Genomic DNA, 17140 nt, shown 5'->3' with positions numbered 1-17140 from the left:
ATAGGGGGAATGCCTGATTACACACTTGTGACCTTTAATGCCTCTCCCAAAATTTTAATTGCATTACGCCTTCTTGCAATTAAAGGTAACGCATAGTTCACCCTCAAATGGTTGGAAAAACAGTCGCCTGTAGAAAAATGTTCCCCTGTTAATACCGTAACTTTATTGCGATGCAAAATATCTCGTAATTTACGGTTATCCACGGGTAAATGCTCGACCCAAAGAGAGAAACCACCTTGAGGCCTAGATATTCGAGTATTTGTAGGAAAATGCGTTTCCACTAATTCCTTATACTGGCACTGAAGTTCACTATAATGTTGGCGCATTCGGCGCAAATGCAAAAAATAATGCCCTTCCTTTAGAAAATTAGCCATTACTTGCTGCATGAAGATTTCACCTGAGCAATGGGATAAATATTTTAAGTGTAAAACTTTTTCTTTATATTTACCTGGAATTATCCACCCAGTACGTGTGCCTGGCGCGACCGTTTTGGAAAATGAACTGCATAAAATTACATGCCCGTTTCTGTCTAAGGACTGGATTGTGGATGGCCGAGGATACTGATATGCCAAGCCCGCCAAACAATCATTTTCAATGACTGTTCCTTGATACTTTTCAACAATTTCGAGTAAACGTTGCTTATGATTATCGGGCATAATGCAACCCATCGGGTTATTACAGGTTGGTGTTACCACCACGGCTTTAACATTCCAACACTCGAAAGCCTCTTCAAGCCTTTCAAGATTTATACCCGTTTCAGGATCAATAGGAATCTCAATTATTTTTCTTCCTAAGCCATACAACGTCTGTAATAGCCCTGGAAAAGTGGGCGATTCTACCGCAACAACATCATTTCCATGTGTACAAGCTTGTAAGGCTATAGATAAAGACTGATGACCACTCGTTGTCGTGACAATATCATCGGGTGTAAAAAGATGGCGATCATCCGAGATTAAATGAATTTGCTCTCGAAGAGCTGCAAGCCCTTGTAAACTATCATATTCAAGTGTCAATGATTGTTTTCTGCGCGTTACCATTGTCATTTCTTGCCATAAAGGCTCTAAACTTTTATCTTCAATATTTGGTACAGCACAAGACAAAGATGTCACGCCTTCTCGCTCTGCAACACGCAAAAAATCCATAGTTGGATTCCATTGTGCGATTTGAACGGGTTTTTGAATATAATTCGCGACTTTCGGCAATAAAGCTTCCGTTTTTTCGGGGATGACAAAGTACCCTGATTTAGGTACCGCATAAATGAGCTGTAACCTTTCAAGTTCACGATAAGCAAGTTGCGCCGTGGTAATACTGACATCATGAGCCCTTCCAATCTCCCTCACTGATGGTAGCTTCTCACCATTAAGAAACTCTCCCTGCTTAATTTTTTCTTGCAACATTTGCGCAATTTGTTTGTACAGTAACACAGTAAAACCCTTTTCATTTTCCCCGTAAGGATAATGTAATACAAAAGTTAGTGCTTTTGATCTGTATTTTGCAAAAAAACATATCTGTCACTTTTTTATATATTTCTCCCATGCAATTCTTAATAAAAATGAGAATGACATTAGGATGACTTATGGAATATGAAAAAAACGTAAGGGGTAAACTATACCCAAAATTTATCTTTTTACAGCCAATCTTGTGGTTATTTAAAAAGCTCAATATGTTTATCAAAAAAAAACGGTATGAAAAATATAAAGGACAAAAAATCTAACCCAACCATTACTCATATAAAAAAACTTATCATTTCATTGATTTTTAAAGGGTATGTAATGGGATTTGCACATATTAATAAATAAAAGTTTTGTTGAACTTTTATCAGTTTTTATATCTTTGATGAACAACCATATGAGATAAATAAGTAAAACTTAAAACCAAAAATCAGGAGGAAATATTAATTAATGATTTATTAAGTTATTCCTTAATAAATTCACATAATAGTTTTATATCTTAACCCAATTATTCGTTAGGTTTGGCTAAGCAGCCTTGTGCCTCTTTTAATAATAAGGCCTGCTTACGGTCTATACCCCAGCGATAACCAGACAGCTCACCATTATTTCTCACCACTCGGTGGCAAGGGATAGCCACCGCTAGCATATTTGCACCACATGCACTTGCTACCGCTCTAACCGCTTTAGGGTTACCTATTTTTTCTGCTATTTCACGATAACTCACCGTTTTTCCGACAGGAATATCACGCAAGGCTTGCCACACACGCTGTTGAAATGCAGTTCCTTGAATATCAAGCGGTAAATTAAAGCCAATCTCAGGTGCCTCAATAAAACCAACGACATCAGCAATGAGTTGCTCAAAATGACCATCACCACCAATCAACTCAGCATTTGGAAACTTGTCTTGCAAATCATTGAGTAATTTTTCTGGATCGTCCCCAAGTAAAATTGCACATACACCTATAGGACTTTGTGCAACTAATACCGTCCCTAATGAGCACAAAGCAAGTGCGAAATAAATTTTGCTCCCATTTCCTCCTGACTTCCAAGCTCTAGGCGTCATTCCTAATCGCTGTGTTGATGTTTCATAAAAACGGCTATTTGATTGATACCCCGCATCATAAATTGCATCTGTAATACGTTCTTGCTCTTGCAGTTGTACCTGCAATTTTTTATGCCGAAAAGCATCAGCATACGCTTTTGGTGTTAAACCCGTTTGCGATTTAAATAAGCGATGAAAATGGTAACGGCTGATCCCAACATGATCTGCCAATTCAACCAGCGTTAATGCTTGGTTATTTTGCTCAATATAACGGCAAGCTTTTTCTATTTTTTGTTTATAAAATTGTGTTAACTGGGCCGCCTCTGTGCGATGTCGTTTCCCTTGACGATAACCTTGTGCAATCGCTTGGGCTTCATTATCAAAAAATTCAATATTTTCACGTTTAGGTAAACGACCAGCGGTTGATGGGTGGTTATAAATGCGTGAGGTTTTTACACCATAAACAAAATGACCATCCGCCATTTTATTTCTTTCGACAACAGCTTGCCAACGCTGCTCTGCTGTTTTCCATACGTTTTTCGTCGTCATGATATAGCCCTTTTTAAATTTAATAACACCATTATCGCGAATACGTTACGTAAAGAATCTCTGCAGATTGCTTTTTAATTATGACATCAACTGATTATTGTCGGCATCACTTTTAATGCCCGGATGGGTGACTGGATAATAACCCCTAATTGAATAGCAAAGAAAAAAACGGCGGCCCATAAACAATATTCTACACCACATAATGCAGCAATAATTGCGGCTATGGCTGAGCCTAATGGCCTAGCGCCAAACGAAGTTGTTAACATTAGCGCGGAAACACGGCCAATCAGTACGTTAGGAGTCACCGACTGGCGTAATGAAACTGTAGAAATAGTCCAAATAATTGGCCCTGCACCAAATAAAAAATAGGCTACACAAACTAAATAAAATGATGCGTTCCAGAGAGTAAGTAGTAACGTTATCGCACCCAATAAACCGCAAACCGGCCCAAATATCACTAAAATCCCATAGCTAAACTGCAAAGATAAGTAACGCAGACCAAGTGCGCCAACAATCATTCCTATTCCATAAACTGAAATCGAAATACCGATTTGCTGAGCTGAAAGCTGTAATACCGTCACTGCATATGCCGTAAAAACACCCTGAATAATAAACCATGCTGTATTAAAAAATAACGCGGTCAATAGTATAGGTTTCAAATATGGGTTGTGGAAAATATAGTCAGCCCCTTCTTTCAATTGCTTTAATATAGATGTGGAAACTGGCGTTCCCTTTTGCTCTTTAGGCAATTGAAAAATTAAAACTAAAGCAATCATCGATAAAATAATGGCGAAGCTATAAGCAAATGACGCTCCAATATAGCCAACCAATACACCACCTAACGCAGGTCCTGCCGTATAAGATAAACTTCGAGCAAGTTCAACCCAGCGATTTGCATTAACTAATTGGTCGCGGGAGATCACTGCGGGAATATAGGTTGAAGTCGCAACGCTGTAGATTACAGTGCCAACAGCGCCAATAAATCCAAATAAAATTAATAATCCGAATGAAAGTAACTCTGTAAATAACAGTGAAAAAATTATACCTAAAACAGCGATACGTATCGCTTCAGAGTATATCATTAGGTTACGAGCACTATATCTATCCGCAACAATCCCAATAAATGGCGACACGATAAGAAAAGGCAATGTCTGCAACATTTGCAGCCAAGCAGTATCACTGGCAGATGCATTGAGGATCAGTACAGCAACGAGGGGTGTTACAGCTAAGGCAATTTGCTCTGACATTTGAGCAAATAAATTTGAATACGCAACTTTGCTAAAAATTTTACCTGAATTCATGTTTGGCCTTTCTTACCTGTTGAAGATTTCCTTCTACATTAAAGAAAGGCCTTATATTTTGACTTTCCGTTTATTGCTTTTCAATTAGCCACAAACAATTTCAGTCTCTACTTTCGTATCAGATTTTTTGCGGAAAATAACCATAATGACCGCAATACCTAAAACAGCAACAAGCGTACCCATAAAGCTAATCATTGAATAGCTATAACCATAAGATAACACCGCACCACCAATAGCCGCACCGATAGCATTACCTAAATTAAAAGCACCAATATTGACAGAAGAAGCCAGTGCCTGCGCGCCTGTTGCCGCATTCATCACTAAAATTTGTATTGGCGGAACAATACCAAAGCTAAAAATACTCCAGAATAATAAACCAAACCCTGCACCTACTGCATTAGTCGCTATAAATGGGAATATTGCCATACTTAATGCTAGCATTGAGAAAAAGATGATTAACGTGCCAAATAATGATTTATCCGCAAATAAGCCACCAAGATAATTACCAATAGTAAAACCAACGCCAATAATCACTAACATGACGGTAATCATTTGGTCAGATGCATTGATGAAATTCATCAGCATCGGCGTAATATAGGTATATAGGGTAAACATGGCACTTGCCCCTAATACTGTTGATAACATGCCTAACATGACCTGTGGGCGACGTAAAATACGCAATTCATTTTTAACATTAACATCTCGCCCTTGCAGGTTATTAGGCAACGCCCAAATTAAACTCACAATGGTTAATAACCCAAGTGCCGCAATTAAATAAAATGCTTCACGCCATCCTACGACTTGAGTTAATTTGGTCATGAGTGGAACACCACCAATATTGGCAATAGTTAATCCCATAAACATGGCTGCAATTGCGCTTGCTTGCTTACTAGGTGGCACAACACTGGCCGCCACAATGGCACCTAAACCGAAAAATGCACCATGGTTTAAACTGGTAATAAAACGTGAAATTGATAAAGTCACTAAATCTGGCGACATTGCGGAAAGTAAATTTCCTACCGTAAAAATAGACATTAAGAATACCAATGCTACCTTCGGTTTTCTCTTTACCAGTAATAATGTCATGATCGGCGCTCCAATCATCACACCAAGTGCATAAATAACAACGATTGTTCCCACTGATGGAATATCAACCTGAATATTATCAGCAATATAGGGTAACATGCCCATTGGGGAAAATTCAGTTGCTCCAATGGCGAAAGCCCCGATCGCTAATGCCAGCAGTGCAGTGTTAATTCTCATTTTTTCAGCCTTATTGAAATAAATTATTAACATTTCTTAATGGCCTGAATTTTTCCACATTGAACGCCAATGAAAAAGACGTTAAGGTGAAAATAACTTTTGCTGGAAATGCAATAATGAAAATAACTTTTGAAGAACTTCAAGCTTTTATCAGTGTCGTTGACTGCGGTTCTATAACTTCAGCCGCAGAGCAATTAAACATGACCATTTCAACGGTAAGCCGTGCACTGCTTCGGCTTGAAGAAAAAATGGACACGACATTGCTTTATCGAACAACACGTTCAATCAAGCTTAGTGATGAAGGTGCTGCATTTTTGCAAAAAGCGCGAGAGATTGTTGATCTTGCTCACGAAGCAGAAGAAATGCTATCTGCCCGCCAAGCCATTCCTTCTGGCAAGTTGCGTATTGATGCATCAACCCCATTTTTGACACACGTTATTGCCCCACTGATCCCATTATTTCATGAACGTTATCCGCAAGTTGAACTTGAAATTCATAATTATGAGGGAGTGACAAGTTTATTAGAAAATAGAATTGATGTGGCTTTTCGCATTGGCGTACTCAAAAACTCATCACTCAATGCCACCTTATTAGGTTTTAGTCAAAAACGATTAGTGGCTAGCCCTGCTTACTTAGCGAAATATGGAACTCCACAAAATATTAACGAATTAAAAAAACATTGTTTACTGGGTTTTACTCAACCAGACTCCCTAAATATTTGGCCCGTAAAAAATACGAGTGACGATTTACTTAAAATCAAACCCAATATTACAGGAGCAAGTGGCGAAGTCTTATTTCACCTCGCTGTGCAAGGCGCTGGGATTTTATGCTCAGCCGACTTTGTCACCATGGATGCATTTGCAAGTGGTCAATTAGTGCAAGTTTTAGAAAAAGAAACTATCGTTATTCGTCAGCCCATTAATGCTGTTTATTACCGAAACCAAACGGTATCACCTCGCTTACGATGTTTTATCGATTTTATAAAAAAATATTCAACCAAAATAGAGCTACTCTAGCTTTTTCCTGCCTTTAATTTCACTCCTTTCTTAAATTCTGTCAGTGTTATTCCAGTATGCCGTTTAAAATAACGGCATAAATACGAGGTATCCTCGAAATTCACTTCATTAGCTATTTCTTTTATTGATAATTCACCGACCTCTAGTAATGCTTTTATTTCTAAAACAATTTGCCTATCAATTAATGCTTTTGGTGGATCATTAAAAAAACCTTGGCTAATTTTTGATAAGTAAAATGACGATATTGATAATTTTTCAGCGTAAAATTTAACCTCTTTATGCTGTTTACAATGCCGTGTGATCAAGTCCCAAAAACGCCAACAAAGTTGCTCTTGCCGGTTGCGTTTTTCAGGTTTAGCTAAAATATTCTTAGCATCATTACTGATTTCCAGAAACAAATTTTGCAAATGGTTTTTCAATTGTAACTGCCAATGTTCCCCACGTTCAATCGCTATTGAGAACATGATTTTTTTCCAATAATCAAATAGCTCATGTTTTTCTGTAGGGATTTCAATAACGGGATGGTCATTAAAAAATGCAAATAATTGTTGAGGTAATGAATAAGCAATAGAGGTAGCGAGTTTTTTATCAATTAACAAATATTCAAGGTTAAAACACCGTGATTTTGCTTGCAGCATGGCAAAAGTATCATCATATAAAACAATCAGGTCATTCTTTCGTACCCGATGTTGCCTAAAATTAATATTGAAAATCGCGCAGCCTTGCAAACATATACACACCGTTACGTATGATGAAGACAATTGTTTTTTCTGTATTTTATCCATATTAGTCACTCCAATACGGATCGCTTCTGGAATATCAACCAAATGTGTTTGTATGCTTAACATCACGTTTTTCCTTCTTGATAAACACATCCTAGTCTACCACAGTTGTCATAAGTACCTAAAATGGACAATTTTACCTCTTAAACATTACCCATTAATACCTAAAATACACGCATTAATGGCTTCCATCATTGAGAGGAAAACAGATGGTACTTTATACAGAACAATTAATTTTACGCCCGTGGCAAGAAACAGATGCTGAGGATTTATATTTTTATGCAAAAGACGAAAGAATAGGCCCAATTGCTGGCTGGCCTGCTCACCAAAGCGTTGAAGAAAGTCGCATGATTATTAAGGAGATTTTCATGCGCGACGAGATTTATGCCGTGACATTAAAAGAAGACAATCGCGCAATTGGCCTAATCGGACTCTCTTTATGCCACGAAAGTAATTTCCCGATTGGTGATAATGATGCTGAAGTCAGCTATTGGATAGGCGTACCATTTTGGGGCAAAGGATTAATTCCTGAATCTATTAAAGAAATTATTCGTCATGGATTTGTAGATCTAAAATTAGATAATTTATGGTGTGGCTATTTTCAAGGTAATGAACAATCAAAAATTGCACAAGAAAAGTGTAGTTTTAAATATTACAAAACTTTGGAACCACAATTCATTGAGTTGATAGGTGAGACAAAAACTGAAGAAATAAGCCGACTCACAAAGCAAGAATGGATTTCATTGCAGTAATTCTGAAGAAAATTAAGGCCATCTCATTGATGGTCTTAATCATTTTTTTGTCACAATGCATTTCTAATACGAACAAACATATTCTACCACTTACCAATTAATGCTATGATTTTTCGATAATTATAAAGTCAAAAAATCAAAATTTTATATAGGATTAACAGGTAAACACATGCACGACTATGGTATTTGGACAATAATCACCCCTATTGTGACGATTATATTGGCAATACTTACCCGCCAAGTAATGCTTTCTCTCATGTTAGGAATACTTGTGGGTTTTACGGTTATTAATGATCACAATGTTCTATTAGGTGTGAAAGGCACCGTTGATGGCATTATTAATACGTTTTCATCCGCAGGGAATACTCGCACCATTGTTTTTATGGTGATGATTGGCGGAATTATGCGGTTAGTTGTTGTAACTGGAGGGGTTCGAGCTCTCGTTCAATTATTAACCAATAAAACTCAGTTAATTAAAAACCGTACTGCGACACAATTATTGGCTATCGTTATTACCTCACTTATTTTTATTGAAAGCTCTATTAACCAATTAGTTGCAGGTGCTTCTACCAAAAATTTGGCACGTCAATATGGCGTCGCACCTGAAAAAATGTCCTATTTAATTCAAACCGCATGCGTTTCAGTTTGTTCTTCCGCCATTATTAATGGTTGGGGAGCCGTCATTATGGGGTTAATTGGCGTACAAATATCCCAAGGGCTAATTACTGGTGAGCCTTTTGATATTTTAATTACCTCGATTGGTTATAACCTGATGGCTTGGTTATCCCTTGGTACGATTTTAATTTACGTCTTCACTAACTTTTCATGGGGGCCGATGAAAAAAGCGGAAGATAAATATCAACAAGCGTTTATTGCTGGAAATATTTCTACATCAAACACTCAAGACAATGAAGAAGACGTCATTGATCATCCGAATGCACATTCTTCGTTAAACTTCTTTATTCCTATTTTATCTACCGTTTTAATGGTTCCTGTTGCACTCTATATCACTGGCGACGGTGATTTTAGTAAAGGCAGCGGCTCAACCTCTGTTTACTGGGGGGTTATGTTCGGTACTGCTGTATCATTTTGTTGGTTTATTGGTCGCCGCCTACTAAATATCGATAGCTTTTTTAAAGAGCTATTTATCGGTTATGCCAATATGCTAAAAATAAGCTCTATCATGATTTTGGCATTTTTAATGGGCGACGTTTCCGCGGAGCTCAATACTGGTGCTTATATTGCTGAAGTTACTCAAGGCGTTATGGCCCCTGGTTTTTCCATTGGTTTTATCTTTATTATTAGCGCCATTATGTCTTTAGCAACGGGAACATCTTGGGGAACATTTGCAATTATGATCCCCATTGGTGTGCAATTAGGTTTATCGGTAGGAATGCCTGTAGAGTATATGATTGGTGCTGCAATATCGGGCTCAATATTTGGTGATATGACCTCTCCTATATCTGCCGATGCTATTGTGGCCTCAATGGCAACCGATTGTGAGCATATTGAACATATTCGCACGCAAATGCCATATGCACTCGTAACCGCCAGTGTGGTGCTTGCTATTTACCTGTATCTTGGTTTTACCTATTAATAAGAAGAGAGTTTAAATGTCAATTCAACAAACATTACGCCAATTCGAAAAAGTTGATTTATTAAAAACCTCAACACCACTTCACCGGCTTAATAACTTGTCAAAAAAATTTGGCCGCGAAATTTATATTAAGCGCGATGACATGACACCTCTGGCAATGGGTGGGAATAAGTTACGTAAACTTGAATTTCTAATGGCTGATGCATTAGCAAAAAATGTAAAGATTATTGTTACAGCTGGCGCAATCCAGTCAAATCATGTTAGGCAAACTGCCGCCGTTGCTGCCATGTATGGCTTAGAATGTGTTGCTTTATTAGAAAACCCAATCCAAAGCAATGACACAAATTTTCTGCATAATGGTAATAAATTACTGACAGATTTATTTGGGGCGCGCTGTGTTATGTGTGAAGAACTAACCGACCCGCAAGCCCAAATGGAAGCACTGATTGAGTCGCTGTCACTGCATGATGCCTATATCGTCCCTGTGGGTGGATCAAACGCTTTAGGTGCTTTGGGGTATATCCAATGCGCGGTAGAAATTGCCGAGCAGAAACCAGAACACATTGAGTTTGATAAAATTATTGTTGCTTCAGGTAGTGCAGGCACTCATGCAGGTCTGGCTATTGGTTTGCAAGAATTGTTACCGCAAAGCCAGCTCATTGGCGTAACCGTCTCACGAAAACAACAAGACCAAGCCCCTAAAGTTGAAAAATTACAGAATGAATTAGCCCAATTATTAAAATTGCATCAAGTGCCTGACGTCATATTATGGGATAATTTTTTTGCGCCTATGTATGGTATGCCTAACCAGCAAGGCCTTGCTGCCATAAAGCTTCTTGCTCAGCAAGAAGGTATTTTACTGGATCCCGTTTATACAGGAAAAGCAATGGCAGGCTTAATCGACTACTTAGAAAACTCAGCTGAAAAAACGCCAGTGCTATTTATCCATACGGGCGGCGCACAAGCCTTATTTGCTTATTCAGATATTAGCCAAACAATTTAATCAATCCCGTTTATCTTCTATAAAGGGCATTTTTGCCCTTTTCTTTTGCCAACTATTTTCATTATATTTGTTGTATCAAAAATACGCTGATAGCATTTTTATATTATGGGTATCAACCCACCGAATCGATACATTGGCACAAAGAGGCGATAACATAATGACATCAATACCAATCACTCTCAGATTAGCTCGTGAACAAGATGCATTAGCACTTTATGAAATTGGTATGCAGAGTTATATGCACCACTTTGCTGCACTTTGGAATAGTAAAGATGAATTATTTGAATACCTAAATCAGGAATATAGTACCGATAAAATCATCCATGATATAAGTCAGCCAAACATAGAGTGGTATGTTATTGAATCAGAGTTCCCTGTCGGGTTAGTGAAATTGACACACCAAGAAGAGATACCCGATACCCAGATGGCTGGCACATTGTTAAATAAGCTCTATTTCTTGCCTGCAGCGACAGGAAAAGGTTATGGGAAGTTAACCTTTAAACTGATTGAAGACATCGCCATCAATAAAAGCTCAGATATACTCTGGTTGGACGTGCTCGCCAGCAATTCGCGAGCTATCCAGTTGTATCAATCTAATGGGTTAAAAATCCTCAAGGAGATTTTATTTAAAACCGAGTCACAACAAACCATTGAATACATTATGTACAAAACCCTTTAGGGTGGCTTATAAAATAATATATCACTAAGCGCTATTTTGCTGTGTCTGTTTCTTATTCGTTATCATGATCCCTAGGATAATAAGTCCCCCTCCCAAAATGATCATTGAGCTCATTTTTTCATTCAGAAAAATCGTTCCAATAATAACTGCACTTAACGGATTAAGTGCAATAAATGATCCAGCTCCCGCAACTCCTAACTGCGAAACACCTTGGTAATACCATACATAAGCAATAGCCGACCCTAAGATACCTAAATAACTTAAACTGACTAAGTCACCCACTGATAACAAAGATAGTGCCTCAAAATTGATTTCTTCTGCATAAATAGAAGTGAAAATTAACAATATAGTGCCAAATAAAACCGCATACGTTACTGTGTGTAATGCCCCTATTTCTTGGATCACATTTTTACCTGCGACCGTATATATCCCCCAGCTAATCACACAACCTAAGATAGCTAAATCACCTTTATTGACCATAAAATCATCTGTATTTGGCGCTTTATCTGATAGCAAAATAACCGCACCTATCACACACAAACTTATCCCACAGCCTTTTTTAATTGAAATTTTCTCTTTCCATAAAATAAATGAAATTAAGGCAATCATCGCAGGGTTAATCGCGACTAATAAAGCTGCACGTGACGCGGGTATAATTTGTAAACCATAGAAAAATAAAATTTGATAAATAAATACCCCACTCCCACCTAATACCATAATTTGGTATAACTGCTTCATTGAAATACATTTCCAGCCAATACGCCCCAAAAACAGCACTAAAATTAATGAGAAGCTGGCAAAAAGAAAGCGTAATGTCGCTGACAATAAGGGGGGAATTTCAGGTTGAATGACCCTGCCTGCAATAAATGTACCGCCCCAAATAACGGAAACAAGCACCATTTGCATGATGATAATATTCAGTGGTCTCTTTTTGGTTATTGTTACTGTGTTTTGCATTTTGTTTTCTCAGTGATAAAGATAAAAACCTTGTTAATTACCGTCTCACTGATAAGCTAAGGCTAATTCAATATCATACACTAATGAGCTTTTACTCATGACACTCACACAACTTGAAGTCTTTACCACCGTGGCTGAATTAAGAAGCTTTACATTAGCGGCGATGAAATTGAATATTTCCCAGTCAGCGGTTTCTCATGCAATAAAATCATTAGAAAAAGACCTCAACGTCATGTTATTTACTCGTGAACAAAATCAAACAACCTTAACTGAAATAGGCAAAACATTGTTGTTGCGTTCACACCATATGTTGAATATCCAAGAATCTATGAAACAAGAGGCTCTGGCATCGAATGGATTAAAAGCGGGTATTTTAAGGATTGGTTCTTTTGGCCCAGGGTCATCTTTAAATTTGTTGCCCCCCATTTTAGCTCAATTTCGTGAAAAATATCCGTTGATTAATATTGTGGTTGATGAGGGCGATGACGAAACGGTGACTCAGTGGTTACAGGAAAAACGTATTGATATTGGTGTGGTTGTGTTACCTGATGAACGGTTTGATACCTTTAAAGTAAAAGATGACCAAATGGTAGCGATTCTCCCTCTAGACCATCCATTGGCAAATCAGCCAAGTATTTCATTGAAAGAATTATGTGAATACCCGTTTAATTTAACGCAGGCTGGATCAGGAAAATTAGTGTTAGATTTATTTCATGCACAAAAGCTGACGCCTAAAATACAATTTAAAACACGGCAATTACTGAGCACATTTGCTTTAGTCGCTCGAGGCGACGCTGTTTCAATTGTCGCGCAACTGGCTATTCCTGATTACATTCAAAATATTGTGGTCAAACCGCTAAATCCCCCCGTTAAAAGAAATATTGCCTTTGCTGTTAATGATGAAAGCCAGCTGTCACCTGCCACAAAGGCATTTATTCAAATTGCTAAAAGAATGTATGGTTAATTTACCAACCGATAAGTAATCACATATAAAGATTGCTCAGTCGGGTAAATTTCTTTGATTAACTTTTTCAAGGTATCTAATGTCATTGCTTCTTGTTCTGCGTGATACTCAGAAATATCATCATAGAAAATAGGCTCCACAGAAAGTATTTCAATTTCGGTGTAATATTTCCCTGTTTCAAGGGCATAGACCTTAACTGTCGAACCCGGTACGTAGTGACTTTCGCTTTTATCACGAATTGTGATCACTTTTTTCCCGGACACCACTAAAGGCAGTAACCGCTCAAAAAACGTAATTGTATCTGGTGCATCGTTCATAATTTGTCCCTAGTTTTGTTAAAACGTCTATTTATAAACACATTTTCTTATAACGTCGTCAAAATGCAACCAAATGGTTGTTTTCGTGCTGTCATTTATCGCCATTCTACTGTTGTAGAAATTTTTTCTATACAATCATGCTTGGATATGATTAAAACCCAATTGGATATCAATAATGAATAATAACGAAGCCCTATTTTATCAACAAGAAGGCCATTTTTGGTCTGCTATTTGTTCAGAGGTTTTAAAGGTGAGTGAAAATACTATCGCCTATTTTTCTGAACTCAACTTACCTATTTTTAATTTTATTTATCTTCATCAGGGCGCTAGTCTAAGCGAATTTGAACAAGCGGAAACTGTCTTTAAGCAGCAATCTAAACCTTATGTATTAGTTGTTCATCAACACGAATTAAACCATTTTGAACGCGAAATCAAGAAACGGGGTTTAATTGCGGACGGTGAATCAACGGCCATGATTTTACCAACCTCAGCGCTATCTTTATTTAAAGAACCATTGTCACCTGAAGTTGGCTATCAAATTAAACAATGTGATAAGCAGCTGAATGATTGGGCACAACCATTGATTACCGCATTTCCTGTAGATTCAGATATTGAGGAAGAAGACAACACCGTCATTAATGAATATGTTCGTTACCATCAAAGAGCTTTGGATAAACACGTCAATATGATGCATTTTGTCTTATATACCGATGAACAACCTGTATCGACCTTAACTTTAACAATAAATAATAAAAATGCGCGGCTGGATGATATTGGCACAGACATTCAGTTTCAGGGAAAAGGATTTGCGACAAAACTTATCAGGTACGCATTAACTGTTTGCAATCAGCAAGGTATTGAACAGTGTGTATTAGAAGCCTCATCTGATGGGCTTTCAATCTACAAAAAACTGGGGTTTGAACCTATTTTTAGCTTCTTTAGTTTTATTGCTAAATAAATATTTAGCGTGTATCTAAGCCATAAGGTACACGCTATCTAAAACAAGTAAGGCACAAGTGTAATTATCAACAGCAATATGCCCCCACCAATATTAATATATTTTCTCAGTGTGTTAATTTGAATAGATGAGGAAAAGAAGATAAGGCTTCCACATGATATTGCCAACCAAGCCGCCATCATTAATACATGAATGCTGGATAAGGCAAGAAAGCTCATTAAGGACGGAGCTTTACCGACAAAGTTAGAGACTACCACTAAATATAAAATAATTGCCTTAGGGTTTAGCAAATTAGCTAAATAAGCATCTTTAACCGTAACTGTTCTCATCGTGTTATTTGCTGTACTTTTCCCCGCCTTTAACCCTGTATTGATTAATGTGATAGACAAATAGACTAAATATAAAGTTCCTAAAATGCCGATTGAACGCATTACCCATGGATAAGAGGCGAGGATTTTAGTCAAGCCAAAACCAACTAATAAACCATGCGTCATTATCCCTAACCCAGTCCCAATAATTGGAATAAGTAGCCCTTTCATTCCTTGTGTTAACGTACTATTCAGGGCGATTGCAAAGCTTGCTCCTGGAGAAACAATGATTGGAAGCAATGTCACCATAAAACCCAGTATATCCACAGGCAAAAACCTTGTATTCAGTTATCTATTTTAATTCCGCATTGCTGTACCAGTTTTGAATATCTTTCACAATCATCTCAGTGTGCATTTTCCCTTGATTATCTTTAAAGAAATGATCCAGATTTTCATATTTTTTAAAACTCACTGATGGGTTATTCGCTTGGCTCATCATTCTTTCTGTACTGTAAGCATCAACATTCGTATCAGCCATCGTTTGAATAACCAAATGTGGCGTTTTAATTGCCTGCACCAACTTCAAGTTATCAATCGTCAGCATTTCATACCACCAACGTGGCCCATGTCCGCTGATAAACTGGTCATTATTTAATTGTTTTTGTTTCGCGACTTGTGCAAATTGATTAAAGCCCTCTAATGAATTAGCGACTTCGTCAGTTGGGGTATTATTTTTGATGCTATAAAGTACATCATCAATAAAATATTGCCCCCCCACATTCAACGCAATAGATGCAGAAATAAAATCACCTTTGCCCGCAATTAAATGGGTGACTAATGCCCCTTCACTGCCGCCTAATAAGACAATATGTTGGTAATCTTTTTTGAGTTGTTTTAAAACCGCAGCATAATTATCAGCTCGCTCAATTGGGGAATCTTGTGACATATACGCCACAGGGCATTCTTCCTCTGACGCTTCTTCACCATCTGCGCCGACTTCGCTATTTATCCCTGTTTTTTCAACCAACAAAATATCGTTATTGGGAAAAACAGCCCCAAAGTTTTTCACCATGTTAGGGTTATTGACCACACTTTTGCAATCTGAGCCCTGTAATAAGACCAGCAAATCCTGCGATTTTTTGTCACCTTTTTGAATGACATAATAATCAATTTCTTTACCATCATTGAGCAGAGTTTGTTTTTTATATGGGGTAGATTCAGCGAGTACACCAAATGAACATAAAGAAATTAAAAGTGAAGTCAGTTTAATTGTCATAGGGAAAGCCATGGGTTATTTTTATTCGTCATTATATTAAACAAGGTGATTAAGTTGGTGCGTATAATGCTTCATTGGCTAGCTGGCCATCACTATTTTTAGCGAAGTATCTGCAAATAATTCAACGATATTTGGATTCAAATTTTTATCCATCACCAAAATAGATATTTGATCGCAGCTTGCAATTGTGTAACGGGCAACACCCGGTAGCTTATCTGCGGTAACCCCCATAATGACTTGGTTACTGCGCTGAATAAGCACTTTTTTAAACTCCGCCTCTTCATAATCAAAGATAGTCACGCCCATTTGCGGATCTAAGGCGCAGCCACCAATAAAACATTGGTCAAAATGAATATGGTTAATTTGATTAGCAGCGGACGTATCAATACTGGCTCCAATTTCACGATTCAACTTTCCACCAATTAAAATCACTTCGCAAAGAGGCCTCTTCATGGATTCAAGCGCAATGGAAGGGGAATTTGTCACCACCGTAAACGCAATATGTGCAGGTAAATTGCGAGCAATTTCTAAATTCGTCGAACCTGTATCAATAAACACACATGCACCTTGTTTAATTAATAAACTACAGGCCTGTGCGATTTTGATTTTTTCCGCTTGATTCTGCTCGATTCTTTGCTCGAACGAGCCAAGCTCATCTAACATACTCACTGCCCCGCCATGAACTCGACGGCAGATGCCCTCTTGTGCTAATTCATTTAAATCCCTACGAATTGTATGTTCAGAAACCTGCATGTCACGGGCAAGAATAGTGCAAATCACTCGCCCTTGCTCACGTAGCAATTGGCGAATTTTATTTTGTCTTTGCTCTGGAAAAGCGGCATAATCGAGCATATAGTACCTCATGATTATTTTTAAATGATCATAATCGAGCACAATATTATGTCAATACCCTCGTTATAACGTA

17 protein-coding genes are annotated in these 17140 nt (G+C 37.8%); 7 read left to right on the top strand and 10 right to left on the bottom strand.

Going from position 1 to position 17140, the window contains the following annotated elements; translation table 11 throughout:
* Window positions 1–17: 17 nt before the first annotated feature.
* The 4 genes from AC4IFO_RS06125 to AC4IFO_RS06110 all read right to left on the bottom strand — a co-directional run bounded on the left by AC4IFO_RS06125 (window position 18) and on the right by AC4IFO_RS06110 (window position 5606).
* Window positions 18–1424: an aminotransferase-like domain-containing protein gene (locus AC4IFO_RS06125; RefSeq protein ID WP_490732698.1), complete on the bottom strand. Its 1407-nt coding sequence runs from the start codon at window positions 1422–1424 to the stop codon at window positions 18–20.
* Window positions 1425–1959: 535 nt separating this feature from the next.
* The gene (ada, locus tag AC4IFO_RS06120; protein WP_490732696.1) at window positions 1960–3042 is read right to left on the bottom strand and encodes a bifunctional DNA-binding transcriptional regulator/O6-methylguanine-DNA methyltransferase Ada; all 1083 of its coding nucleotides are present in this window, start codon (window positions 3040–3042) and stop codon (window positions 1960–1962) included.
* 86 nt (window positions 3043–3128) lie between these two features.
* A complete protein-coding gene (locus AC4IFO_RS06115; RefSeq protein WP_490732694.1) occupies window positions 3129–4343 on the bottom strand; it encodes an MFS transporter in 1215 nt (404 codons plus the stop codon).
* An 84-nt stretch (window positions 4344–4427) separates the two neighbouring features.
* Window positions 4428–5606 carry an MFS transporter gene (locus tag AC4IFO_RS06110; RefSeq protein ID WP_490732692.1) on the bottom strand — a complete coding sequence of 393 codons (1179 nt, stop codon included), beginning with the start codon at window positions 5604–5606 and terminating at the stop codon, window positions 4428–4430.
* Between the two features lie 116 nt (window positions 5607–5722).
* Between AC4IFO_RS06110 and AC4IFO_RS06105 the strand changes: the two genes are divergently transcribed.
* A complete protein-coding gene (locus tag AC4IFO_RS06105) occupies window positions 5723–6622 on the top strand; it encodes a LysR substrate-binding domain-containing protein (protein ID WP_490732690.1) in 900 nt (299 codons plus the stop codon).
* On the opposite strand, the gene AC4IFO_RS06100 is transcribed toward AC4IFO_RS06105, so the two are convergent.
* Window positions 6619–7470: an AraC family transcriptional regulator gene (locus AC4IFO_RS06100; protein ID WP_490732688.1), complete on the bottom strand. Its 852-nt coding sequence runs from the start codon at window positions 7468–7470 to the stop codon at window positions 6619–6621. The genes AC4IFO_RS06105 and AC4IFO_RS06100 overlap by 4 nt on opposite strands.
* Window positions 7471–7613: 143 nt before the next feature.
* On the opposite strand from AC4IFO_RS06100, the gene AC4IFO_RS06095 reads away from it, so the two are divergent.
* The 4 genes from AC4IFO_RS06095 (at window position 7614) to AC4IFO_RS06080 (ending at window position 11435) form a co-directional block, all read left to right on the top strand.
* Window positions 7614–8156: a GNAT family N-acetyltransferase gene (locus AC4IFO_RS06095; protein WP_490732686.1), complete on the top strand. Its 543-nt coding sequence runs from the start codon at window positions 7614–7616 to the stop codon at window positions 8154–8156.
* Between the two features lie 169 nt (window positions 8157–8325).
* Window positions 8326–9753, top strand: a complete 1428-nt coding sequence (locus tag AC4IFO_RS06090) for a Na+/H+ antiporter NhaC family protein (RefSeq protein WP_490732684.1) — start codon at window positions 8326–8328, stop codon at window positions 9751–9753.
* 16 nt (window positions 9754–9769) lie between these two features.
* Window positions 9770–10756, top strand: coding sequence for a D-cysteine desulfhydrase (locus AC4IFO_RS06085; RefSeq protein ID WP_490732682.1), 987 nt, complete (start codon window positions 9770–9772; stop codon window positions 10754–10756).
* A 157-nt stretch (window positions 10757–10913) separates the two neighbouring features.
* A complete protein-coding gene (locus tag AC4IFO_RS06080) occupies window positions 10914–11435 on the top strand; it encodes a GNAT family N-acetyltransferase (protein WP_490732680.1) in 522 nt (173 codons plus the stop codon).
* 24 nt (window positions 11436–11459) lie between these two features.
* Here AC4IFO_RS06080 and AC4IFO_RS06075 read toward each other — a convergent pair whose 3' ends face one another.
* On the bottom strand, window positions 11460–12392 hold the full coding sequence (locus AC4IFO_RS06075) for a DMT family transporter (RefSeq protein ID WP_490732678.1): 933 nt from the start codon (window positions 12390–12392) through the stop codon (window positions 11460–11462).
* 97 nt (window positions 12393–12489) lie between these two features.
* Between AC4IFO_RS06075 and AC4IFO_RS06070 the strand changes: the two genes are divergently transcribed.
* Complete coding sequence (locus AC4IFO_RS06070) at window positions 12490–13356, top strand: LysR family transcriptional regulator (protein WP_490732676.1); 867 nt, start codon at window positions 12490–12492, stop codon at window positions 13354–13356.
* Here AC4IFO_RS06070 and yqfB read toward each other — a convergent pair.
* Window positions 13353–13673, bottom strand: coding sequence for a N(4)-acetylcytidine aminohydrolase (gene yqfB / locus AC4IFO_RS06065; RefSeq protein WP_490732674.1), 321 nt, complete (start codon window positions 13671–13673; stop codon window positions 13353–13355). The two genes, AC4IFO_RS06070 and yqfB, sit on opposite strands and share 4 nt — an antisense overlap.
* Window positions 13674–13848: 175 nt before the next feature.
* Here yqfB and AC4IFO_RS06060 point away from each other — a divergent pair, with 175 nt between their 5' ends.
* Window positions 13849–14631, top strand: a complete 783-nt coding sequence (locus tag AC4IFO_RS06060; RefSeq protein WP_490732672.1) for a GNAT family N-acetyltransferase — start codon at window positions 13849–13851, stop codon at window positions 14629–14631.
* Between the two features lie 38 nt (window positions 14632–14669).
* Here the strand turns inward: AC4IFO_RS06060 and AC4IFO_RS06055 are convergent, their stop codons facing one another.
* From AC4IFO_RS06055 to AC4IFO_RS06045, 3 genes are all read right to left on the bottom strand, one after another.
* Window positions 14670–15266, bottom strand: coding sequence for a LysE family translocator (locus tag AC4IFO_RS06055; protein WP_490732670.1), 597 nt, complete (start codon window positions 15264–15266; stop codon window positions 14670–14672).
* 25 nt (window positions 15267–15291) lie between these two features.
* The gene (locus tag AC4IFO_RS06050; RefSeq protein ID WP_490732668.1) at window positions 15292–16215 is read right to left on the bottom strand and encodes an alpha/beta hydrolase family protein; all 924 of its coding nucleotides are present in this window, start codon (window positions 16213–16215) and stop codon (window positions 15292–15294) included.
* A 78-nt stretch (window positions 16216–16293) separates the two neighbouring features.
* Complete coding sequence (locus tag AC4IFO_RS06045) at window positions 16294–17067, bottom strand: DeoR/GlpR family DNA-binding transcription regulator (RefSeq protein WP_490732666.1); 774 nt, start codon at window positions 17065–17067, stop codon at window positions 16294–16296.
* Window positions 17068–17140: the final 73 nt, after the last annotated feature.

The organism is Providencia sp. UF-224, from assembly GCF_058245955.1.
Note: the sequence above shows the minus strand (reverse complement) of the source record. Positions and strands in the feature narration are given on the sequence as shown.